The 21995-nt window shown below is 70.2% G+C and carries 20 protein-coding genes and 1 pseudogene; 15 read left to right on the top strand and 6 right to left on the bottom strand.

Annotated elements, in window-relative coordinates:
• Positions 1–35: 35 nt before the first annotated feature.
• Complete coding sequence (locus MTF69_RS28865; RefSeq protein ID WP_243339099.1) at positions 36–2243, bottom strand: hypothetical protein; 2208 nt, start codon at positions 2241–2243, stop codon at positions 36–38.
• Between the two features lie 377 nt (positions 2244–2620).
• On the opposite strand from MTF69_RS28865, the gene MTF69_RS43060 reads away from it, so the two are divergent.
• From MTF69_RS43060 to MTF69_RS28855, 3 genes are read left to right on the top strand one after another with little or no spacing between them, the layout of a single operon-like run.
• Positions 2621–2752 carry a hypothetical protein gene (locus tag MTF69_RS43060; protein ID WP_279346393.1) on the top strand — a complete coding sequence of 44 codons (132 nt, stop codon included), beginning with the start codon at positions 2621–2623 and terminating at the stop codon, positions 2750–2752.
• Positions 2753–2806: 54 nt separating this feature from the next.
• A complete protein-coding gene (locus MTF69_RS28860; protein WP_243339098.1) occupies positions 2807–3721 on the top strand; it encodes an IS982 family transposase in 915 nt (304 codons plus the stop codon).
• Positions 3722–3753: 32 nt separating this feature from the next.
• Positions 3754–4233 carry a very short patch repair endonuclease gene (locus MTF69_RS28855; protein ID WP_308401470.1) on the top strand — a complete coding sequence of 160 codons (480 nt, stop codon included), beginning with the start codon at positions 3754–3756 and terminating at the stop codon, positions 4231–4233.
• Between the two features lie 84 nt (positions 4234–4317).
• Here MTF69_RS28855 and MTF69_RS28850 read toward each other — a convergent pair whose 3' ends face one another.
• Positions 4318–5454: a hypothetical protein gene (locus tag MTF69_RS28850; RefSeq protein ID WP_243339096.1), complete on the bottom strand. Its 1137-nt coding sequence runs from the start codon at positions 5452–5454 to the stop codon at positions 4318–4320.
• Between the two features lie 345 nt (positions 5455–5799).
• Here MTF69_RS28850 and MTF69_RS28845 point away from each other — a divergent pair.
• Positions 5800–5982: pseudogene (locus tag MTF69_RS28845) on the top strand (CorA family divalent cation transporter); the annotation flags it as partial.
• 51 nt (positions 5983–6033) lie between these two features.
• Here MTF69_RS28845 and MTF69_RS28840 read toward each other — a convergent pair.
• The 4 genes from MTF69_RS28840 to MTF69_RS28825 all read right to left on the bottom strand — a co-directional run bounded on the left by MTF69_RS28840 (position 6034) and on the right by MTF69_RS28825 (position 9415).
• Positions 6034–7215, bottom strand: a complete 1182-nt coding sequence (locus MTF69_RS28840; protein WP_243339095.1) for an amidohydrolase family protein — start codon at positions 7213–7215, stop codon at positions 6034–6036.
• A 13-nt stretch (positions 7216–7228) separates the two neighbouring features.
• The gene (locus tag MTF69_RS28835; RefSeq protein ID WP_243339094.1) at positions 7229–8368 is read right to left on the bottom strand and encodes an MAB_1171c family putative transporter; all 1140 of its coding nucleotides are present in this window, start codon (positions 8366–8368) and stop codon (positions 7229–7231) included.
• Positions 8365–8880, bottom strand: a complete 516-nt coding sequence (locus MTF69_RS28830) for a hypothetical protein (RefSeq protein ID WP_243339093.1) — start codon at positions 8878–8880, stop codon at positions 8365–8367. Before MTF69_RS28830 ends, MTF69_RS28835 begins: the two co-directional genes overlap by 4 nt.
• Before the next feature lie 61 nt (positions 8881–8941).
• Positions 8942–9415, bottom strand: a complete 474-nt coding sequence (locus MTF69_RS28825) for a helix-turn-helix domain-containing protein (RefSeq protein ID WP_243339092.1) — start codon at positions 9413–9415, stop codon at positions 8942–8944.
• Between the two features lie 320 nt (positions 9416–9735).
• Between MTF69_RS28825 and MTF69_RS28820 the strand changes: the two genes are divergently transcribed.
• From MTF69_RS28820 to MTF69_RS28770, 11 genes are all read left to right on the top strand, one after another.
• Positions 9736–10209: a GntR family transcriptional regulator gene (locus tag MTF69_RS28820; protein ID WP_243339091.1), complete on the top strand. Its 474-nt coding sequence runs from the start codon at positions 9736–9738 to the stop codon at positions 10207–10209.
• A gap of 259 nt (positions 10210–10468) precedes the next feature.
• Positions 10469–10588, top strand: coding sequence for a keywimysin-related RiPP (locus tag MTF69_RS28815; RefSeq protein WP_107069644.1), 120 nt, complete (start codon positions 10469–10471; stop codon positions 10586–10588).
• A 181-nt stretch (positions 10589–10769) separates the two neighbouring features.
• Positions 10770–12386 (top strand): asparagine synthase-related protein, encoded by a 1617-nt coding sequence (locus MTF69_RS28810; protein ID WP_243339090.1) that lies wholly within the window; start codon positions 10770–10772, stop codon positions 12384–12386.
• 10 nt (positions 12387–12396) lie between these two features.
• Positions 12397–12648, top strand: coding sequence for a lasso peptide biosynthesis PqqD family chaperone (locus MTF69_RS28805; RefSeq protein ID WP_243339089.1), 252 nt, complete (start codon positions 12397–12399; stop codon positions 12646–12648).
• Positions 12645–13085 (top strand): lasso peptide biosynthesis B2 protein, encoded by a 441-nt coding sequence (locus tag MTF69_RS28800; RefSeq protein WP_243339088.1) that lies wholly within the window; start codon positions 12645–12647, stop codon positions 13083–13085. The genes MTF69_RS28805 and MTF69_RS28800 overlap by 4 nt, the downstream gene beginning before the upstream one ends.
• The gene (locus tag MTF69_RS28795) at positions 13082–14959 is read left to right on the top strand and encodes an ABC transporter ATP-binding protein (RefSeq protein ID WP_243339087.1); all 1878 of its coding nucleotides are present in this window, start codon (positions 13082–13084) and stop codon (positions 14957–14959) included. The genes MTF69_RS28800 and MTF69_RS28795 overlap by 4 nt, the downstream gene beginning before the upstream one ends.
• Complete coding sequence (locus MTF69_RS28790; protein ID WP_243339086.1) at positions 14956–15276, top strand: response regulator transcription factor; 321 nt, start codon at positions 14956–14958, stop codon at positions 15274–15276. Before MTF69_RS28795 ends, MTF69_RS28790 begins: the two co-directional genes overlap by 4 nt.
• Before the next feature lie 165 nt (positions 15277–15441).
• On the top strand, positions 15442–15627 hold the full coding sequence (locus MTF69_RS28785) for an FDLD family class I lanthipeptide (protein WP_243339085.1): 186 nt from the start codon (positions 15442–15444) through the stop codon (positions 15625–15627).
• 140 nt (positions 15628–15767) lie between these two features.
• A complete protein-coding gene (locus tag MTF69_RS28780; RefSeq protein ID WP_243339084.1) occupies positions 15768–17066 on the top strand; it encodes a lanthionine synthetase C family protein in 1299 nt (432 codons plus the stop codon).
• Between the two features lie 5 nt (positions 17067–17071).
• Positions 17072–20206, top strand: coding sequence for a lantibiotic dehydratase (locus MTF69_RS28775; protein ID WP_243339234.1), 3135 nt, complete (start codon positions 17072–17074; stop codon positions 20204–20206).
• Complete coding sequence (locus MTF69_RS28770; RefSeq protein WP_243339083.1) at positions 20203–21987, top strand: ABC transporter ATP-binding protein; 1785 nt, start codon at positions 20203–20205, stop codon at positions 21985–21987. The genes MTF69_RS28775 and MTF69_RS28770 overlap by 4 nt, the downstream gene beginning before the upstream one ends.
• The last annotated feature ends 8 nt before the right edge of the window (positions 21988–21995 follow it).

The following is a 21995-nucleotide window of genomic DNA, read 5'->3' as shown; positions in this document are numbered from 1 at the left end:
AGCGGCAAGAGGGGTGGGAACCGTGGATTCCCAGTTCAGTGACCTCGTGTGTGGTCGGTGACGAACGTGTAGCCGTAGGGAAGTTCCCAGCCGTCCGCCTTGCCGAGCCTGCGGCAGTATGCGCGGAAGGCCGCTCGCTGCGCCTCGCTGGGCGAGGACCCCGGCCGGAGGCGTCGCAGATGACCGGCGACGAACTGGAGGGCCAGCAGCCCCGGGCCGTCCGGCTCCGTGCCGCCCCATGGGCGTATCACTCTTCGCCGTACAGGGCGGTAGCCGAGGAGCGGAATGACCGGCTCCCCGTCACGTGCCGGGTAGTGCGGTTGACCCCACGCGTCCCGGCTACCGAGGGCTGGCTCCAGGATTCGTTCCGCCAGTAGTTCCGCGACCGCCGACTCCAGGACGGCGGTTTGAGACCGTGCCGGCCAGCGCCCGTAGACCGCGCTCGGCAGGACCGAGCGGTCCAGTAGGGCATGGCCGTCCAGGGTGAGCAGACCGCAGCGGCGCACGGTGCGCATCACCAGTAGCCGGGGGCCGAGACCGACTGCGCTGTCGCCACGGCGATCGCTGCCCGGAGCGTCCTCCCCGGTGAGCACGCGGGAGTCGTAGCAGTGCCCGATCACGCGGTCGTCGACCTGCACCAGATCTGTGAGCGGGGTCGTGGTCGCGCGGATCACCGTTTCGCCGCGGAGCCAGCGCAGTTCGAGTATGAGGCCGGGAAAGAAGTCGCGGGGCCAGTGGATGCCCGCCAAACGTCCGGTTTCGTCTTCGAGTTCGGCGGTGACGTCCTGAGCTGCCTCACGCTCGGCCAGGGTCTGTCCGGCATGGTCGAGTTCGAGATGTGACGCGAGGCGTGGGCCGTGAGACCGGCGGAGTGCGTGTGCGACGTACGGGTGCAGAGGGAACCAGCCGTCGATGAGATGGGCAAGTCGCAGGGGCGACCGCCAGACGATCTGCTCCGCGTCGTTCCGCAGGAGTTCGCCAGGCCCCAGGACGGCATCGTCGGCGAGGGGCAGATCGACCGGTTCGATCTCCGCTTCCGCAGCCGTCCCTGATTCCGGCTCCGACGGTGCGGGGAGCGTCGATGCCCAGCCGCGCCCTGCCGGGGCCAGGGGGTCGCCGGGCGCTTCGGCGCCACCCGGATGATGAGACCGCCAGACGCCCCCGCTCTCGAAGATGTCGTCAAGCGTGATCCGGGATCCGTTCGCGAACAGGCCCTGTTCGCTGTCCCGTCGGACCACATCGGCGAGTGTCATGTTCGCGCGGCAGACCGCCGCGGCGTACCCCACTCCCCTGAGCAGTTCCGTCGCACCGGGGAACTGGCGAAGTCTCGGCCCGACCGCCGTGTACACCGTGACGGGGACGGCCAAGCCATGGCGCCGCCTCGCCGGAGTGACCGCATGTTCCACCGCGGCAGCGAGAGTCCGGAAGTCGTCGCCTCCCAGTGGTCCGGTATCGCCCCAACACTCCGCGAGCGAGGTCCGGGTCACGGCGTAGTGGCCCCACGTGCGCAGCGACGGGCTGGAGGCGAGAACGCCCCTCACCGTGTCGAGCAGACCAAGGAGGCCGGCCCTCAGTTCGTCGACACTTGTGCCGCCCACGAGTTCGGCGAGGGACACGGGAACGTAGGGACTGAGCAGCTGCTCCCTCGCCGTGGTCAGGAGGTGGTCCGCGTAGGCCGTCAGGTCGTCGTACCGGGCCGCTTCCGGGGACGGGTAGGAGACGTCGACGACGACGTGCCCGTCTTCGTTGATCCAGCGTCGGCGCGTGCGTAGGCGGTGGAGTTGAGTCGGTGACAGGCTCAAGGCCGGGCCGAATGCCTGGAGGTCCGGGACCAAGAGCTCTCTTCGCCGGAGGGCCGCGCCGGTCGCCGACCTCCCCGGGCCCGTGGCCCCGACAGGTGCCCCGGAGACCCAGTCCGGTACGTCCCCGAGGGCCCCCACTTCCGGGTGTGCGCCCTCGCGGTGGACGATTTCTGCGTAGAGCGGGTCCGATCCCGTGGCTACGCACACCATGGCACCGACCGGGAGCGTAGGCGCGCACCCGCCGAGGGTGATCACGGGGAAGTCGTCGAGGCGCAGCGGGCTGCCCCCGTAACCATCGCCCCCGAGGTCGTACCCGAAGTACACGGCGTTGAAGGCGACGGCGGTGTGTACCGGTGCCCGACGGATGGCAACCACCGCCTCGAGATAGCGCAGCAGCAGATGTAGTTCCCCGGCAGGTACGGCGTTGTAGCCTTTCGTCATGGCGGGAGTCAGCAGAGCCTGGTCACCATACGGATCCGGCACCCCCGTTCGCCCGTGATCGCGGATGATTGCTGACACATTCGGGTCCCCACCCATGGCACCTCCGCCGCAATGCCGACCACCCCGGCCCGCCTGCGGTAATCCCCGCAGACTACGCCGATGCATGGGTGCCTGTGGCACTTTCCCCACATTGCGACTGTCGATAGCCACCTGCACCCGACTTGTACGGATCGACACACCTGCCGCGTCCAGGTGGAGGCGTTCTCCGGCCTGGCGGAGGCCCTCTTCCACCGCCTCCGGCACGGCAAGGCCCGAGCAGTACCGCCACGAAGCCCGTGCCCCCGCGACTCCTGGCCCATCAACCCCTGAGATGCCAGGTGGGCCCCGTCTCCCTCCACCCCGACGGGACCGTCATGCCCTACGCCGACTCCATCTTCGCGTTCGACCAGATCCAGCCGGGGTGGCACAGCGCCGAACAACTGGACGGTTACCGAATCGGCAGCCACTAGATGATTGATTCCAAGGGGTAGCTGCACGAACGCGAGGGTGCCCACTCTCAGTTTGTGACGACCGAGATAGACACCCTCGCAACTGCACTGTACGTGCGGGTCGATGACCTTTTGAAGGCTTCGCCGCATCTTGCTCCGTGGCGCCCGCGGGTGGGCCTGGAGCCGAAGCTCAGCGACGCGGAACTGGTCACCCTCGCGGTGATGCAGGCCTTGCTGGGCTTCGTCTCCGAGGCCCGCTGGCTGCGCCACGCCCACGCTCACCTGCGGTATCTCTTCCCGTACCTGCCCCAGCAGCCGGGCTGGAACAAGCGCCTGCGGCGGGCGTCGGGCCTGGTCAGGCAGGTCCTGCGTGAGCTGGCCACCGACACCGCCCTGTGGGGCGATGACGTGTGGATCGTGGACTCCACGCCGGTGGAGTGCGGACGCTCCCGCGAGACCGCGAAACGCTCCGACCTGGCCGGATGGGCCGAGTACGGCTACTGCGCCAGCCACTCACGGTTCTTCTGGGGCCTGCGCCTGCACCTGGTCTGCACCCTGCACGGCCTGCCCATTGCCTTCGCGCTGACCGGAGCCAAGGCCGTCGAACGCGAAGTGCTACTGGACATCTTCCAGATAGAACCGGGCCTGCTCGCCAACCGGCCACCACCGACGCTGCTGGCGGACAGGAACTACTACGGCCGCGCCTTCGAGAGGGACCTCGCCGACCTGGGGGTCCGGCTGCTGCGGCCAGCCCGCAAGGGCGAACCCGAGCGGGCCGGAGCCGAGCTGTTCAAGCCACTGCGCCAGCTGATCGAGTCGGTCAACCAGACCCTCAAGGGACAACTCGACCCCGAACGGCACGGCGGCCGCACGCCCGCCGGGGTCACCGTGCGCGTCCTACAGCGACTCCTCGCCCTGACCGCCGCGATATGGCACAACCACAAGACCGGTGGACCGGTCATCCGATCACTGACCGCCTACGACCACTGAAGCCTTGGAATCAATCATCTAGTTGATCGGGAGTGGAGACCAAAGACAGCCGCGGAGGCGTACCGAGCCCGCGGGACGCGAATGCCAGGAGGGTGATGGTGGCCCAACGCAACCGGGACACCGCGCCAGAACTCGCCTTGCGACGCGCCCTCCATTCCTTGGGCTTCCGCTACCGCGTGAACTTGCCAATCCCCGGGATGCCGCGCCGCCGCGCTGACGTCACCTTCACCAGATGGCGAACCGCAGTCTTCGTCCAAGGATGCTTCTGGCACGCGTGCCAGAAGCATCTGCACGCTCCGAAGCACAACTCCGAATGGTGGCGCCAAAAACTCGAAGGCAATGTCCGCCGCGACGAGGAGACCGACGCCCACCTCGTACACCTGGGCTGGCTGCCGCTGCGCATCTGGGAGCACGAAGGCGTGGACGACGCCGTTGGCAGGGTGACTGCGGCACTGGCAACCCGTGACCATCCCCGGGCCCTACGTCTGGGGTGCCAGGGCACGGCCAAGTGACGTGACCTGGTGGGGCCACTTCGATCGGTCCGAACAACGCCTCCGCGTCCGCCGTGCTTCTGTCGCATCAGGGAACGGGGCGGATCACACTGCGGCCGTGTCCGGTTCGTCTGCAGCCGATGGGTGCACGTGCCTACCGGGGTTGAACGGTGTGAACCAGGCACCGAACGCCATGGGTGCAATGCCGAGGGCCGAGCCCACCGCGCCCTCGTCGATCCCGTCCATCGAACCGTCGTACAGCCACTCGTGGTCCATGTCCTCGTAGACGTTGTCGGCGAACACTTCTAGGGCGTTCGAGACGCCGTCGTCGAGCAACCCGAACAGCTCCAGGGTGACGGTCGTCTGGCTCAAGAGCAGCCTCAGGGCAAGTTCCTCGGCGACGCAACTCAGCTGGTCGAAACTTCCGTTGGTGAAGCGGGTGGTCATGGCGATCACGGTTACTAGGAAGCGGCGGGCGAAACGGGTGTCGTACTGGAGGACGTACCTCTCCGGCAGGTCCTCCAGGTGCCACAGCGGGCCTTCGCACTCCCCGACGTTGGTGCCCTCCTGCTCCAAGGTGTGCACGTCCTCGAACAGCTCGTCGATCAAAACGTCGGTGGCATAGATCAGTGCGCCGGCGGCCAGCATGGCGTCCTCGGGGGCGACTGCGAAGCCGTAGTCGTCGCCGTCCTCCTCCCCAGGGTCGTCCTGCACACCGAACATCACTGGTGGAAAGGAACGCAGCTCGTCCGCCAGCACGAGCATCCGGGCGCGCACTTCCTCGGCCTTCGCTTGCGCGTCGTACTCGCCTCCTTCGGCTGCTGCGGGTGGCTCGGCATGACGGGCTTTGCGGTCCGCGGGGTCGTCCGGCGGGCCATCTGGGCCGTCGGCGGCGGCGAGGCTCTCCTGGGCGAGCTCCGGGTGCAGTTCGACTTCGCACCGCTCGACCTTCCAATCCGCCAGCAGCTCGGAGCGTCGAAGCACCTCGCTCACGACGTCCCGGACGGCATCCTCCGCGAATTCGAGCGCCTCGGCGTCGACGAACACCTTGAGCAGTGCCCCGCCCGGATACACGCCCACGATCGTGTCGAGGAGGTCGACCTCCATGCCGTCCGGCCCGTCGAGGCCGTCGACCGAGGCGAAGCCGCTCTCGATCAGCGCGACGGCTCCGGCACGCTGCAGCGGGTCCATCTCCGGAGTTCCCTCCGAGATGCAGATGTCTACGGTCACTACGTACGTCACGTGTCCGAGCCTGGCAGACGGAACGGAGCCGAGGGGGAGAATCGAATCGGTTCGTCAAGCCGTCGCCCCACGAAGGCGACTACCACCCCGCTCCGACTCGCTTGCACTACGCTGCGTAGCTCCGCACGACGCTTGAATCAGGCCCTGGCCAGCGGCGCCCCATCCTCCCGGGCGGCAGCGGCTGGGGAGAATCTGGGGAGAATGAAGCCCCGTTGGGGAGTGGCTGGGGAGGATCGACCGTACAAAGGGGCAGCACGGTGAAAGGGCCGGAAAGGCGGACCGTCGCAGGTCAGACCGTCCGTTCGGGCGATTTCCGCAGGTCAGCGGTGTGAAGGTGACGCCTTCAAGAACATCTCCAGCTGGGCCGCCATCCTCTTTGCACCCACCCTGGTCGGCACCATCTACGGCATGAACTTCGAGGTCATGCCGGAGCTGAAGTGGGCCGGTGGCTACACCTTCGCAATCCTGCTGATGGCGGTCGTCTGCGTGAGCCTGTACGTCATCTTCAAGAAGCGCGACTGGCTGTAGGAGTCAGCTGGCCCCTCACGCACCAACGGGGGCACCGGCAGCGGTAGCCCGTCAGGCATGCACAAGGCCATCCGCCATCACCAGCCGCACGCGGCGCAGCGCCTGGAGATCGGTCAGGGGATCACCCTCTACGACCAGGAGGTCCGCGCGGAGGCCGGGGAGCAGGCGCCCCGTGACCTTGCCCAGCCCGAGTGCCTCCGCCGCCTCGCAGGTGGCCAGGTCGACGATCTCCTGCGAGGTGCAGCCCAGATAGGCGAAGAACTCGAGACTGGACACGAAGTCATCGAAGACCGCCCGGCTCACACCCGCGTCCGTGCCGGTGAGCAGCCGCACCCCGCGCTCGCGCATTCGGCGGATCCCGCCGAACATCTCCTCCGCGCGCTCATGTCCGAAGCGCTCGGCGAAGCCGCGCCAGTCGGGGCTGGCCGCCGGACAGACCCCGATGCCCCGGGCGGCGATCTCGTCGACGACGTCGTCGAGGAACCGGAAGCCATCCTGGTCGATCCACGTGCAGTGCTCGATCGTGCTCACCCCGGCCTCCACCGCCGCGACGATGCCTGCGGTGCCGTGGGCATGCGCCGCCACCGGGAGGCCGGCACTCGCCGCCTCCTGCACGATGATCCGGAGCTCCCCGGCCGTGAACTGGGGCGCCCAGATCGGCGGCCCGCCCTTGGTGATGCCCCCGCCCGTGGCCATCACCTTGATGAGGTCCGTGCCCCGCTCCACGTTGCGGCGGACCAGCGCCCTGGCGGCGTCCTCGCCGGACACCTCTCCGCCCAGGAACCAGCAGTGTCCGCCAGGTCCCGTCACAGGAGTGCCGGCCGCCAGGACACGGGGTCCGGGCAACCGTCCCACCCTGACGGCGTCGCGGAACTCCGTCACCAGTCCGTTCCGGTCGCCGAGGTCCCGCACTGTGGTGACGCCGGCGTTCAGCAGACCGAGTGCCCGCTCCGCAATGCCTTTGGCCAGCGTCGCATCGTCCGCCTCCCGCAGCGCCGCGACCGGATCGGGCCCCGCGTCCAGAACGAGGTGGACGTGCGCGTCGACGAGCCCCGGCAACAGCGTGCCGTCGGGGTAGTCGTGACGGAGAGTGTGCGCGGGGGCACGGGACTCCACCTCGTGGCGCGGTCCGGTGTCCGCGATGACGCCGTTTCGCACCAGCACGGCGCCGTCCGCCAGGACCTGGCCGTGCGGTCCGATCACCACGCGCCGGGCCGAGATCAGGGTGTCCATCGCCACTCCTCGTTCAGAATTGCGCTGTCAGAGTTTCGGACAGCCGGATCAGTTGCCGTACATCACTCTCCAGACTGCCGTCGCCCTCGCCGGGCAGGGCGACCGGGACGGCCTGGGAGGGCGCATCCTCTCCGGAGGCGTACGCCCGCAACGCGGTCCTCAGATGGCGCGCCGCGACCTCGGGCGTGAGTGGTGCCTCGGCGTCGGCCGTGGCCGCCTCCAGCGCCAGATAGGGACTGATCCGGACGAGCCCGTCCCGGCACTCGATGACACGCCGGTAGTAGCGCCGGTGCACGCCCCGCGGACTCAGCGCGTCCCAGCGGCGACCGCCCCCGGTGCGTTCGAGTGCGTCCTCCGGGAACGCCAGGTGCAGAGCCTCCCAGAGGGGGGCCAGCCTGTGGTAGACGCGGCCGTGGTGCCACCACAGACGGATACTGGCCCAGCGCGTCACCAGCCCCGGGTAGACCACGCCCGCTACGAAGAGGGGGATCGCGAGGTCGAGCAGGAGCTTCGCGCCGGTGATCACCGGGTGGGGCACACCGCCGCCGAGCAGGCGCACGAGCGTCAGGCACTCCCGTACCGCCGAGGCCAGCACCATGCCGGTCAGCGCGGCGGCCACCATCCGCAGCCCGGTCGCCAACGGCCGGCTCGCCAGCCGCGCGTACCGCACCGTCCAGAACAGCGCCGCCGCCAGGGCATACGTGAGGTAGGCGCCGGCCGAGAGGTAGAAGACCGCGACACCAGGGACCCTCATGTCGGCCGTCGCGTACGTGTGGCCCCGCTCGGCGTGCGGCGTCACGGCCATGGCTGCCGAGGCGATCACCGCAGTCGCGGCAAACGGCACCGCATGCCACCGCACCCGCGTCCGGGCCGCGGCCGGGTCGGACGCCGAGTGAATGAAGAAGCACCCCAGGAAGTACACGGCTCCGAGCAGGCAGAGGTTCTGCAGCAGCTTCGCGGTGCCGTCCCCGGCGAGCCCGTCAACGAGGCGGATGACTACGGGCAGGCCGAACGGGAAGGAGAGACCCGCACTGAACATGCAAAGGAAAACCGCGCGCAGCAGCCGGTCGGAAGGATCGCGTACGACCTGCCGCCCCGTCCAGAGCAGCGAGCCGTACAGAACAACGGCGAGCACCAGGGACAGCACGGTCACAACCACCCCTGCCGGTCCGCGAGCGCCGTGTGCACCCGTCGGGCCGAGATGTCACCCGGCGCGCGGGGCGTGACCCGGTCCAGGACCGACGCCCACTCGAGGATGATCGTGGCGACGAGTTCCGCCTCCCGCTCCCTTTCCTCGGCGTAGGAGGTGCGCCGGAGCGCGCGGTTGATCACCTCGATCGAAAGGTCCGGCAGCACCTCCTGCCAGACGGCGTCCTCGGACTCGTCGCTCCCGTGGTCCGCCAGGATGTGCCCGACCTCGTGGAGCACGATGTGGTCCTGGTGCGCCTGGCTGGTCTCCTTCTGGTAGAAGATGAAGTCCGCCTGCGCGCCGGCGATCCACAGACCGTACGGGCCGGGGACGGGCAGCGAGTACGGGACCAGCCGGATCGGCCGTCCGCGGTGTTCACCGAGGAGCCGACACAGCTCGGGGACCCGCAGTGGAGCGGTGATGCCGAGTTCCCTGAGGATGCTCCGACATCGTTTGCGCAACGTACGTTCGGTCACGGGCCAACTCCGTTGGTGAATCTCCTGGGGCCTGGAAATTCCATCCAATGACGTCAGACCATCATGATCCAGGATGATTCAGGCCATCGTTTCGGCCGGGACCGCCCTCGGCCTGCTCCAGGCGGTAGACCACGTCCAGCAGATCCATCACCTGTTCGCGGTGCTTCTGCGACAACTGACCCGCTCGCATGGCCATCAGCTTCACGTCACTGCCCTGCGACGCCTCGTGCAGCCGCGCCTGCGCGGCGGCGAGGGCCGAGAGCTGCTCCTCGATGCGCGCGGTGGCCGAGTCGTCCACGAAATAGGCCGTGGAGACTCCGAAGAAACCTGCCAGCGCCTGCAGATGACGCAGCGTCGGATTGGTCTTCTTGCTCTTCCGCAGCTGCCAGATGTAGCTCTGAGAGATCGACACCCCGGTGTCCCGGATGGCGGAGGCCACCTGCTCGTTGCTGTACTCGTGGTCGGGATCCGGTCTGACGGTCTCGAAGAGCCGGTTCAGCTTGTCGGCGAAACCGTGTTCCGGCTCCTCTGGCATGACGCCCCCCTGGTCCGGCCAGCTCTGTTCTTCCACTCAGATGAATCGGTGCAACGTCCACTATCGCCACACTGGTTGAAGAGCGTCAAGGTGCGGACTACGGTACAACTGCACCGGCCGTCAACCGACGTGAAAGAACGGTCTACCCAAGAATCGACATGGGTCGATGCCGGACCTGGGGGAAACGACGAAGGCAGCCATCGGCTCCGCACCGACCACGCGGGAGTCGCCCCTCCGGCTGCCCCCGTCCCCCGCCCCGGCGAGCCGGCGGCGTGGCACGAGTGCTTGAGCACAACGTGAGCCAGAAGGGGGAGCAGCACATGTCAACTGCGTCTGGAACGGGGAACATCCGACGCCACAGCAGTGCCGCCGAGATACCGCTCTACGCCCAGATCCGGGCGAAACTCAGGATGGACATCGCGTCGGGCCTCTACCCCCAGGGGGAGTACCTTCCGCCCGCCGACCAGCTCGGCAAGGAGTACGGCGCCAACAAGAACACGATCCTCCGGGCGCTGCGGATGCTGCGCAGCGAAGGCGTCGTGGACTTCGGGCGCGGGCGCGGTGCTGTCGTCCTGCCGGCTTCCCTCCCGGTGGGCCTCGACGACATCTCCGACCAACTCCAGCGGGTCGTCAACCTCGCAGACGTCTCGGGTATCCCGCGCGCCGCCATCATCTCCGCCATCGAACGGATGCCCAGGATGGCCGCCCGCAATGGGAGGGCGGCGCGGCGCGGGCTGCCGGCGGTGCGCGGCCGCAGGCCGGGATGGAGCCAAGGAAGCTCAAGCGGAGAGTGACCAACAGGCCAAGAAGACCAGGCTGATCCCGCACGCCCGGACCGGCGGACCCTTCTCACGCCGGTCCCTCTTCTGCCAGGTGGCGGCCCCTGACAAGAGGTGCCGGGCGGCCCGGCCGCCCCGATCGCGGACCGTGTCGGCCACCGGTTGCTCCTTGAGCGGCGGGTGGCCACCGGCCGAGGATCTTTCCAGGCGGCCACCGAGATCCCGGGAAACGGGGTCGTCTCGTCAGAAACCCACGCGAGAATGGATGAAAACCATGGCCAAGAAGGTCTACGAGGTTCCGGCGCTGTCCAAGGCCGGCGACTTCCGCAAGGACACCGGATTCCTGAAGCGCGGACCGCACGAGCCCAAGGTCCGTCTGCCCCTGGGCTGGTAGTCCGATGACAAGCCACGGCGAGGGATGGTTCGCGCTGTTTCCGGACTGTGAGGCCGCCCTCGCCGTGGCCTCCCGACTCGGGATACGCGGCGAACGCACCCTCACACACCCGTCAGGAAGACCGTTCGTGCTGGGCAGCTGGGCCACCTCCGTCCAGGCCCGAAACGACCAAGGACTCTTTGTGGCGCTCATCGGACACACCCCCGTCGGCGCACCCGAACTCACCGCGCACATCGCCGGGGTGCGCGAACCCGGCGCGGTCCACCGAGTCGCCGCTCGCCTCCCCGGCGACTTCCACGTCATCGCCGAGGCACACGGCGAGATCCACGTGCACGGCACCGCCTCGGGGATGCGACGTCTCTTCCACGCCACCGAGGACGGCATCACCGTCGCCGCCAACCGCGCCGACGTCCTGGCCCGGCTGTTCGACGCGCCCGTCGACGAGGACGTCCTCGCCCTGCGACTGCTGGACTCCGTCCCGCACCCGCTGGGTGACGTCCCCCTGTGGCGCGGTGTGCACTCCGTCGTCCCCGGCGAACTCCTGCGCTTCGGCCGCTCCGCCCCCCGGACGGTCCGCTGGTGGCAGCCCCCGCAGATACAAGTCCCGCTCGCCGAGGGGGCTGAGGCGCTCCGCACGGCGCTGGACGAGGCCGTACGCCTGCGGGTGGACATCGCCGGGAGCGTCAGCGCCGACCTCTCCGGCGGCCTCGACTCCACCACCGTCTGTGCCCTCGCCGCAGGCGTGAGCACCGCACCGTTACCCGCGCTCACCATGCCCAGCAGGGATCCGGGCGACGACGACGTGCACTGGGCCCGACTCGCCGCCGCCGAGATCGACGGCCTGGAGCACATCCTGCTCGACATCGACGAGATCCCACTCTTCTACAGCGGTCTGCTGGACGTGCGCGGACCCGTCGACGAACCCCTCCCCACCATCCTCGACCAGCCGCGCCAGCTCGTCGGCCACGACCGGCTCCTTGCCGGCGGGTCGCGCCTCCATCTCACCGGCATGGGCGGCGACCACGTCCTGTGGGGGCATCCCGCGCACCACCGTGACCTGCTGACCACCCGCCCCCTCACGGCCCTGCGCAGCATCCGCGGCTATCGCGCCCAGAACCGCTGGTCGCTGCGAGAGACCCTGGCCGTCCTCGCCGACAGCCGCCCCTACGGCCGGTGGCTCGCGGACGCCGCCGACGACGTCACCGCCCCCCGACCCGCCCCGCACAGCCCGGACGTCTTCGGCTGGGACATCCCGCCCCGTCTGCCGGTCTGGGCCACCGCCGACGCCGCCGCCTCCGTACGCCGGAGCCTGCGGGAGGCCGCCCGCACGGCACAGCCGCGCGGTACCACCCGCGCCCTCCACAACGAGCTCCACACCCTGCACCACGGCACGCGGGCCACCCGCGTCCTGCACCAGGTCGCGGAGCACAGCGGGCTGCCGCTGGCGAGCCCCTTCCTCGACGACCGTGTCGTCGAGGCGTGCTGGTCGGTCCGCTCCGAGGAGCGCGCCACACCCTGGGAGTTCAAACCGCTGCTCAAGCATGCGATGCGCGGCCGGATGCCCGACGCGCTGCTGCGCCGCACCACCAAGGGCGAGGCCTCGGCCGACGCCGCCAACGGGCTGCGGGAGAACCGCGAACGCCTCGCCGAGCTGTGGCGGGACTCGCTGCTCGCCAAGGCCGGACTGGTCGACGCCGACAAGCTCCTGGACATCACCCTGCGGCCCTCGTCGCCCGAACTCCGGCACGGCGGCCTTGACGCCACTCTCGCCTGCGAGATCTGGCTCCGCACCATCTGAAGGGGAACCCATGCAACTGCGTGAGGACGTGTCCGTGGTGGACACCGACTACGGCAAGGTCCTGCTCGACGGCAGTACGGGTGAGTACTGGGAGCTCAATCCGACCGGCAGCTCGGTCCTGGCCAGCCTGCTCGACGGCACCCCGGCCGAGGACATCGCCGATGCCCTGTGCGCCCAGTTCGACGTCGACACGGACCGGGCGCAGGCCGACGTGACCGCCCTGCTCTCCGCCCTGCGCAACGCCCGGCTGGTCAGCCCATGAGCTTCCATCCGGTCCCGGAGACCCACACCGGGACGTCGTTCGCTCAGCGCGCGGGAGCCCGCCTCGCCGTGGCGGTGGGCCGGCCCCTGCTGCTACTGCCGCCGGCCCGGCTGGCGCGGGTGCTCGGCGTGGTGTCCCGCGGGGCCCGCCCGGCCGGCCATGAACGGACCTACCGGGCCCGGCAGGCCGTCACCACGGTCAGCGCGGTCTGCGCCGGCCGTGAGGGCTGCCTGCCGCGCTCGGTCGCCACGGCCCTGCTCTGCCGGGCCCGCGGCGAGTGGCCCACGTGGTGCGTCGGCGTCCGCGCCGCGCCGCCCTTCGGCGCCCACGCCTGGGTCGAGGCGGAGGGTCGACTGGTGGGCGAAGAACTGCCCGAGAGCTACTTCCGGAGGCTGATCACCGTGGGCTCCGGGAGCGAGGAGAGGAGCCCTTCATGACCGGCCACTCGGATCCGTCCGGCGCGGCGACCGGAACCGGCCGGGGAACCGAGGACGAGCCCGGGACCGTGGCGCGCCCGGGGGAGAACCCCGCCGACGGCGCCCGACCGGGCACCCGTGATCTGCTGCGCCTGCTGCGCGGCAGCGGCCGGACCGTGGGGGCCGCGCTCGCGCTGACCTTGGTCGGCACCGCCCTCGGACTGCTCCAGCCGCTGCTGACCATGCGTCTGATCGACCGGGTCTCCGCCGACCGGGCCGTAGCCGCGCTCGGCGTGACGCTGGCCGCTCTCTTCCTCGTCCAGGCCGCCCTCGAGGCGGCCGGTCAGTACCTGTTGGACGTGACCGGCGAGAGCGTGGTCCGGCGCCTGCGCCGCGGGCTCGTCGAACGGCTGTTGTTCGTCCGCCTCCGAGAACTCGACGGCCGGCGCGCCGGCGACCTGCTCTCCCGGGTCGGCACCGACACGACCATGCTGCGGGACATGGTCGCGGGCAGCTTCGTCCAGCTCGTGACCGTCACCATCACCGGAATCGGCGCCGCCGGACTGATGCTGTGGATCGACCCCGTCATGTTCCTCGTGGTCGCCGGGACGCTGGTGGTCGCCGCCGTCCTCGTCGCGGGCGTGATGGCCGGCATCCGGACCAGCACCGAACAGGCCCTCGCCGGTGTCGGTGCCATGACCGCCGACCTCGAACGCGCCCTCGGCGGCATCAGGACCGTACGGGCGGCCCGCGCCGAACACCGGGAGGCCGAGCGCATCGGAGCGGACATCGACGCCGCCTTCACCGCCGGCGTCCGCTCCGCGAAGCTCGGGTCCGTCGTGGGGCCCGCCATGGAGATCGCGGTCAACGGCTCGTTCCTCCTCGTCCTGCTCGTCGGCGCGGTCCGGGTTTCCGACGGCTCCATGTCCGTCAGCGAACTCGTCGCGTTCCTACTGTTCGCCACCTACCTGGTCATGCCGCTCGCAGGCCTCTTCAACGCGCTCAGCCTGATCCAGCGCGGCCTCGGCTCGCTCCGCCGGATCGAGGACGTCCTGCGCCTGCCCGTCGAGCAGGACCCGGAGGACGGTACGCCCGTACCGCTTCCTGGCCCTGCCGCGTCGCCCGCGACCCCGCTCCTCGAACTGCGCCGGGTCTCCTTCGCGTACGACGACCGTCCTGTACTGCGCGACGTCTCGTTCTCCGTGCCGCGCACCGGCCTCATCGCCTTGGTGGGCCGGTCCGGCGCCGGCAAGACGACGATCGTCTCCCTCGCCGAAAAATTCCACGAACCGGACGGCGGACACGTCCTCTTCGACGGCGCCGACGTCAGGGGCGTCGATCCGCGCGACCTCCGGGCCCGTATCGCCCTGGTCGAGCAACACGCGCCCCTGCTGTACGGAACCCTGCGGGACAATCTCGTCTACGCGAAACCCGGAGCGGATGAGAGAGAAATCCGGGAAGTGCTCCGGATGGTGAATCTCGAAGAACTCGTGGAACGTCTGGCGAACGGACTGGAGACAGAAGTCGGCGATCGGGGATTCAACCTCTCCGGCGGCGAACGCCAGCGCGTTGCCATCGCCCGCGCCCTGCTCGCCCGGCCCGAACTCGTACTCCTCGACGAACCCACGTCGCAACTCGACCCCATCAACGAACGGGAACTCACCGACGTCCTGCGGGACATCTCCAGGGAACGCGCCCTGCTCGTCGTCGCCCACCGCATGTCCACCGTCCGGGCGGCCGACCGGATCGTCGTCCTCGACGACGGCCGTGTCGGCGCCGAGGGCACACACGAACAACTGCTCGCCGAGAACCCGTTCTATCGCAGGCTGACCACCGACCACCTCACGCGGCCGCTCGGCCGGCCCGCCCCAGACAGGAGCGTCGCAGCACCGTGAGCCCCACCACTCCCCGCACCCCCACCGCACCCCACGCAACCGCCGGCGCCCGCGCGCCGGGCGCACCGCACTGGACACCGGCCCTGGAACGGGTCAGCCGACTCACCCCGCGCGAGCAGGAGACCTTCCTCCTGCTCGCCGAAGGGCTCTCCAACGAAACGATGGCCCAGCGGCTGCACGTGACCGAACGGACCGTGCGCGCACATGTCGCCGCGGTCATGGAGAAACTCGAACTCTCCTCACGCCTGACCGTCTGCCTGGCTTCGTACGTGTTCTCCACGGAGCGCGCGGACGCCGGGAACCGGCTTGGTCCGTAAAGAGTCCCGAAACGCCATCCGTTCGGAATCCGGGCCCACGGCGAATACTGTCGCCACGGCCAATGGAACGGACGCAAGGAGCTCGACATGATTTCCCTGGCGCCGGAAAAACCTCCGGAGCCCCCGGCGAATCAATTCGCCGGGCGGAATGACGAAAGGAAAGACATGTCTGACGCATTCGACCTGGACGCCCGGATCTCCGCCCCTGCCGGCCCCGCCGGCGAGCAGGCGCCCCCGCCGTCCATCTCGGGGATCGCCACCCGCACCGTCTGCACCCGAGTGACCTGCCAGGCCAGCAAGACCTGTGTCTGCACCGCGATGTGCACGGTCTTCTGCGTGGGCGGCAAGTAGCCACGGGCCAACTCCCGACGGGTGCTGCCGTGGTCGAGACACGGCAGCACCCGTCGTCGCAGAGCGAGAGAAGCACGCCGAACAGACAGGGGCTGACCACGATGCACCTCACCCACCACGGTACCGAAACCTGGGCCCGCGTGGCAGACGACGACCTCGTGAGCCGCGCACGGACAGCCGTCCGGCAGGTTCTGAGGGAGACCGCCACCACCGCCCAGGTCGAGGACCTCGCGCTCCGCGCCGCCGAGCAGAGCAACACCGCCGGCGCCTGGTTTCCGCCCAGCCTCACCCACGGCCAGGCCGGTTCCGCGCTGCTCCACCTGTACGCCGCCCGCGCCGGGCTCGGCGACCTGGACACGGCCTCCGGCCACATACGCGAGGCGGTACTCTCCACCCAGACCGAACCTCTGCAGCACCACGGTCTGTTCGCCGGCACCAGCGGCCTCCTCCTCGCCCTCGCGGATGTCACCCGCGACGAACCCCGCTTCCGCCCCAGCCTCGACCGGCTGACCGACCAGCTCGCCGAGCAGGTCCTCGCCGCTCCCCCGCACCGCACCGAACGGGCCGTCAGCGACCTCGACTACGACCTCGTCACCGGCGCGGCCGGCACCCTCGCCCAGCTGAGCTCCGTCCCCGAGCCCTCTGAGCGGGTCGCCGAGGCCGCCGCCGTCCTCACCGACTACCTCATCTGGCTCACCGGACCCGCCGAGACCGAGGGCACCCCCCACCGCTGGCTCATCACGCCCGCGTACTACCCGCCCGTCGGCGACTACCTCGCCAAGTACCCGCACGGGTACCTCAACCTCGGTCTCTCGCACGGCGTCCCCGGCATCGCCGCGGCCCTCGCCGCCGCCTGGGCTGCAGGCAACCGCCGCCCGGGCCACTTCGAGGCCGTCACCGCCCTCAGCCGCTGGATCCGCGCACAGGCGGACACCGACGCGCACGGCCCCCTGTGGAGCGACGGCAAGCCCGTCGACGAACACGGCCACGAGATCTCCGCCGGATGCGTGCACGACCGGATCGCCTGGTGCTACGGCACCTTCGGCGTCGCCGGCGCCCTCCTCACGGTTGCCGAGGCCACCCGCGACGACGAACTGCGCGCCGAAGCCATCACCGCCTTCGAGGGCGCGCTCGCCCGCCTCGGGGGCCTCCGGCCACTGTCGCCAACCCTCTGCCACGGCCTCGCGGGACTGGTCATGCTGACACTGGAGTTCGCCCCCTGGAGCGCCGTCGCCCGCGAGCGGCTGCCGGTCCTGGTCGGGGACCTCCTCAACCGCCACGAGCCGGACCGTCCGCTCGGTTTCGCCGACCTGGAGGAGCCCGGCAAACCCGTCGACGACCCGGGACTCCTCACCGGGGCCACCGGCGTCGCGCTCACGCTGCTCGCCGCCACCGGCGGCCGGCGGCCCGACTGGTTCCGCGCCTTCCTCGGCCGGTGACGGCCATGACACCGTACGAGCCCGTCGGCTTCTTCCTCCTGCGCTCCCCAACCCTGCCGGCCCGCACCTGGCTCGACGTAACCGCGGACCCCGACGACACCCCGCGGGCCCTCGTCGACCTCGCCCGCCGTCCCGACGTCACGCGCGCTCTGCTCGTCGCCAGCGAGGACATGACCGACAGTCTCGACCGGATCGGCGACCTCAGCGAGAAACGCCTACGCCGGCTGCACTCCGGGCTGCTGCGCTACATCACGCGCATGGCGACCCGGCCCACGCCCTTCGGGGCCTTCTCCGGTGTGGCGATGGGCGAGTTCGGCCCCGGTACCACCGCCCGGCTCGGCCGGCCCGAGGAACACCGGCTGCGCGTGCGCGCCGACATGGGCTGGCTGCTCGGGCTGATCAAGCGCCTCGACGAATCCGAGGACCTGCTTCGCAGGCTCCGGCTCGTGCTCAACCCAATGGCGGACACGGCCGGCGACCGCGTGGTCCTGCCGCAGGCCGACAAGTACGGTCGGCACGACGCCCGTAGCGTGCGCATCCGGGCCACACCCGCCGTCGAGCTCGTCATGCGGACCGCCGCCACCCCCGTCCCGTACGAGCGGATCACCGCCGAACTCGCCGCCGCCTTCCCCGAGGTCACGGCCGAGACCGTCGAGGGCCTGGTCCGGCAGATGTGGGACCTCGGCTTCCTCATCAGCGACCTGAGGCCCCCGCAGACCGCGGAGCGGCCCGAACACCACGTCCTGAAGAGGCTCAACGGCATCCCCGCCGCGCAGGAGACGGCCGACCTGCTCAGCACCATCGCCGACCTCGCCGACCGGGCGGACGACGTCGCCTCCCTGCGCCGGCTCGCCGCCGCACAGCACGACCTCGTCCCCGGACACGACGGCCGCTCCTACCAGGCCGATATGGCGCTACATCTGGACGATCCCGTCCTGAACGCGTCCATCGGCGAGGCGGCGGCCGAGGCCGTAGGCGTTCTGGTGCGCCTGAGCGCCGCCCACGGCAGGCGCAACCACCTCACGCGCTACCGCGAGGAGTTCACCGAACGCTATGGCGAGGGCACCCGCATCCCGGTGCTAGGTCTACTCAGCCCCGACACCGGGCTCGACGCCCCGCCGACCTACACCAACCCGCCGCGCAGCATCGAACTGCCGACGGCGACGCCCGAGCACACCGCCCGGCTGGACGCCCTGCTCGTCGAGTTCGCCCAGCAGGCCTGGTGGGACAGGTCCCTGGAGGTCGAGCTGACCGACGCCTGGCTGGAGCGCCTCGCCCCGCGCGGGCCGGTGCCCGACCCGCCGCCCGCCATGGAGGTCTACCTCCAGCTGCACGCCGCCGACCGCGCCGCCCTCGACCGGGGGGACTGGCGGGCCGTCCTGCGCTACGACAGCCTCACCTACGGTGGCCGCACCTTCGGGCGCTTCAGCGAGCTGCTGGGCGAGCCCACCTCCGAGCGGCTGCGAGGATATGCCCGCGCCGAGGAGGCGCTCTTCCCCGACGTCGCCTACGCGGAGCTCGCGTTCCTGCCTCCGTACGGCCGTGCAGCCAACATCACCCTGCGCCCTGCCGTCCGGCCGTACGAGATCCCCGTCAACACAGCGCCGTCCGTCGGCCCGGACCAAGTCCTCCCGCTCGACGACATCCTCGTCGGCGTCAGCGGGGACCGGTTCCACCTGTGGTCCCGGAAACTCGACCGGGAGGTCGTGGTCGCCCAGCACCACATGCTCAGCCCGACGATGGCGCCGAACGTGGCCCGGTTCCTGCTCGAGGCCTCCCAGGACGGCTGCGTCATGCCCTCCGGCTTCCACTGGGGCCCCGCCGAAGCGGCCCCCTTCCTGCCGCGCGTCACCCGCGGGCAGATCGTCCTGCGCCCCGCGCAGTGGCGGCTCACCGCAGGACCCGCGACCACGGACACCGCGGGCGCGCACGGCAGGGCCGGTCTCACGGCACCTGCGGCCGGCACACCGTCCGCGCACCCGCTCGACGACCTCGACGGCTGGCGCCGCCGCTGGAACGTGCCCCGTCACGTCTATCTCGTTGAATCCGACCAAAGGCTGCTGCTGGACCTCGACCACCCCGCCTGCCGCGCCGAAATCCGGGCGGAGCTGGACACGCGCGGCACCCTCGTCCTCCATGAGATGCTGCCGTCCTTCGACGGCATGTGGCTCCAGGACGCCGACGGTGAGCGCTATGCCGCCGAGGTCGTCGTGCCCGTACTCGCCCGCGACGCGGAACGCGTCACCCGCGCTCCCGTACCACGGCAAGGCCGCGAGGTGCCCGTGGAGCGCCATCTGCCCGGCGGTGCCTGGACGTTCCTCAAGGTCTACGCGGCCCCCGAGCGGCAGGACGAGATCATCTCCGGCCCGCTGCTCGACCTCGTCGCGGGACTGGGCCACGAAGGGCTCCTGGACCGCTGGTTCTACATCCGCTACGCCGACCCCTTCCCGCACCTGCGCCTGCGGGTCCGCGGTACCGACGCCGACCGTACCCTCACCCACGTCACCGCTTGGGGGCGCGATCTCGTCGCCCGCGGACTCGCCCTGGACATCGAACTCGCAGGCTACGCACCAGAGACAGCCCGCTACGGCGGCCCGGAGGTCTTCGACACGGCCGAGCGGCTCTTCGCGGCCAACAGCGAAGCCACCGCCCTGTTGCTGTCGCGACAGCTGGACATCAGGCCCGAGTTCCTCGCCGTCGCCGCTCTGGACACCCTCCACGCCCAGTGGGGCGTGCCGCCGGGCGGCGCGCTCACCCACCACACCGGCGGCCACGACGAGGCCCACGTCCGGGACACCCGGACGCTGTTCCGCGAACACAGCGCCTACCTGTGCGAACTCCTCAGCCCGTGGGAACGCGACCCGCACGCCGAAGGGCGGGCCCACCGGCTGCTCCTCCAGGAGACGTTCGCCGCGCAGGCCCCCGCCGTCGCCGAGACGGCCGCAGCCGTCCGCGAGGCGGCCCGCCGTGGCCTCCTGGTCGGCTCCGAGGACGCCATCCTCGCCAGCCTCGCGCACATGCAGATCAACCGGCTCCTCCCGATCGACCTCCAACGGGAGGCCCGCAGCCACGTCCTGTGGGCCCATGTCCGGCGTGCCGTCCGGGGCCGCACGGCCGCGAAGGCGAGGGAGAGCCGATGATCTGGCTGCGCGTCAGCACGCTGTTCTGGCGGCTCAGCCCGCTACGGGTATCCGCCTTCACCGGCGTCTCCCTCCTCCTCGCCCTCATACCGGCCGCGCAGATCGGGCTGGTCGCCGCCGCCGTGCAGGGTGTGGCCGACGCCGTCACCGGCGACCGGGACGCCGGACGGGCCGCGCTCATGGCGGGCGCCGCCCTTCTCGGGGTGGGCCTCGCCAGCCATGTCCTGGGCACCTGCCTGCAGTACCTCGACACCCTCCTGCGGCTCGAACTCACCGCTCGCATCGGCGAATGGGTGATGCGCAAGGGCACCATGCTCGACCTCCAGCAGTACGAGGATGCCGAGGTCTACGACACGATGCAGCGCGCCTTCCAGGAGAGCAGCGGAGGCCGCGTCTACCAGGTCTTCACCCAGCTCCTGGAGGTCGCGAGGGAGTTGGTCACCCTGGTGACCGTCAGCGTGGTGCTCTTTTCCTGGAGCCCCTGGATCGCCCTGGTGATCCTGCTTTCGCCCATGCCGTCGGTCATCTCGTACATGCTCTTCAGCCACAGGGCGTACGAGATCGAGTACGACCGGACCGCCGACCGGCGACGCGTGTACTACTACCAGCACCTCACCACCAGCGACCACTCCTACAAGGAGGTCCGCCTCTTCCAGCTCGGCCCGCACCTGGTGGACCTCTACACCCGGCTCATCCGCGCCTTCTTCGACGTCGACCGCCGTCTCGCCCGCCGGCAGTCCGTGCTCGGCGGCGTCCTCGGTCTCCTCAGCGTCGCCGCCTCCTCCGGCGCCGTGCTCTGGGCAATCCACACCACCACCCACGCCGGGCAGGTCGGCCAGCTCGCCGGCTACCTTCAGGCCGTGGGTTCGATCCAGGTCTCCGCTCACGGCATGTTGCTCGGCATCGCCGCTCTCTACAAGGACAGCCTGTTCCTCGGCAATCTCTTCGACTTCCTCGCCCTGCCCGAGCGTCAGATCAAGGGCGGTACCCGCCCGTTCCCGGACACGCTCCGCAAAGGCATCGAGTTCCGCGACGTGCGCTTCGTCTACCCCGGCACCGGCCGCGTCGTCCTGGACGGCGTCAGCTTCACCCTGCCCGCGGGCGAATGCGTCGCGCTGGTGGGGCAGAACGGCTCCGGCAAGACGACGCTGGTCAAGCTGCTCACCCGGCTCTACGAGCCGACGGGCGGCCAGATCTTCGTCGACGACATCCCGATCGAGGAGTACGACCTCGACGACCTGCAACGCCACATCGGCGTCATCTTCCAGGACTTCATCCGCTACGAGCTGCCCGTCCGCGACAACATCGGCTTCGGCAGCGTCGAAGCCCGCGAGGACACCGGGCGCGTCGCCGAGGCGGCACGGGCCGCCGGCGCCGACGGGTTCGTCGAAGCGCTGCCCCGTGGCTACGACACGACGCTCGGCCGCCACTTCGAGGACGGCCACCAGCTGTCCGGCGGCCAGTGGCAGAAGATTGCCCTGAGCCGAGCTTTCATGCGCCGCGCTCCCGTCGTCGTCCTCGACGAGCCGACGGCCGCCATCGACGCGGAGGCGGAAGCGGAGATCTTCGGCCGGCTCAAGGACGTCGCCCGCGGTGCCACTTCCCTGGTCATCGCCCACCGCTTCGCCACCGTCCGGATGGCCGACCGGATCGTCGTCCTGGAGAACGGCAAGGTCATCGAGGACGGCGTGCACCAAGACCTCCTGAGGGCCGACGGCGTCTACGCCCGGCTCTTCCGTATCCAGGCTTCGGGCTACCTGTCCAAAGCCGCGTCCCCCTGAAGGCCGAG

The sequence above is a fragment of the Streptomyces sp. AP-93 genome, assembly GCF_022808175.1.
Classification (GTDB): Bacteria; Actinomycetota; Actinomycetes; order Streptomycetales; family Streptomycetaceae; genus Streptomyces.
Note: the sequence above shows the minus strand (reverse complement) of the source record. Positions and strands in the feature narration are given on the sequence as shown.

Bases quoted from the DNA above. Each gene is read 5' to 3' on its own strand.
- MTF69_RS28775 (WP_243339234.1), top strand. From the start codon at position 17,072: ATGACACCGTACGAGCCCGTCGGCTTCTTCCTCCTGCGCTCCCCAACC.
- MTF69_RS28820 (WP_243339091.1), top strand. From the start codon at position 9,736: ATGTCAACTGCGTCTGGAACGGGGAACATCCGACGCCACAGCAGTGCC.
- MTF69_RS28795 (WP_243339087.1), top strand. From the start codon at position 13,082: ATGACCGGCCACTCGGATCCGTCCGGCGCGGCGACCGGAACCGGCCGG.
- MTF69_RS28785 (WP_243339085.1), top strand. From the start codon at position 15,442: ATGTCTGACGCATTCGACCTGGACGCCCGGATCTCCGCCCCTGCCGGC.
- MTF69_RS28815 (WP_107069644.1), top strand. From the start codon at position 10,469: ATGGCCAAGAAGGTCTACGAGGTTCCGGCGCTGTCCAAGGCCGGCGAC.
- MTF69_RS28770 (WP_243339083.1), top strand. From the start codon at position 20,203: ATGATCTGGCTGCGCGTCAGCACGCTGTTCTGGCGGCTCAGCCCGCTA.
- MTF69_RS28865 (WP_243339099.1), bottom strand. From the start codon at position 2,243: ATGACGAAAGGCTACAACGCCGTACCTGCCGGGGAACTACATCTGCTG.
- MTF69_RS28825 (WP_243339092.1), bottom strand. From the start codon at position 9,415: ATGCCAGAGGAGCCGGAACACGGTTTCGCCGACAAGCTGAACCGGCTC.
- MTF69_RS28840 (WP_243339095.1), bottom strand. From the start codon at position 7,215: ATGGACACCCTGATCTCGGCCCGGCGCGTGGTGATCGGACCGCACGGC.
- MTF69_RS28800 (WP_243339088.1), top strand. From the start codon at position 12,645: ATGAGCTTCCATCCGGTCCCGGAGACCCACACCGGGACGTCGTTCGCT.
- MTF69_RS28805 (WP_243339089.1), top strand. From the start codon at position 12,397: ATGCAACTGCGTGAGGACGTGTCCGTGGTGGACACCGACTACGGCAAG.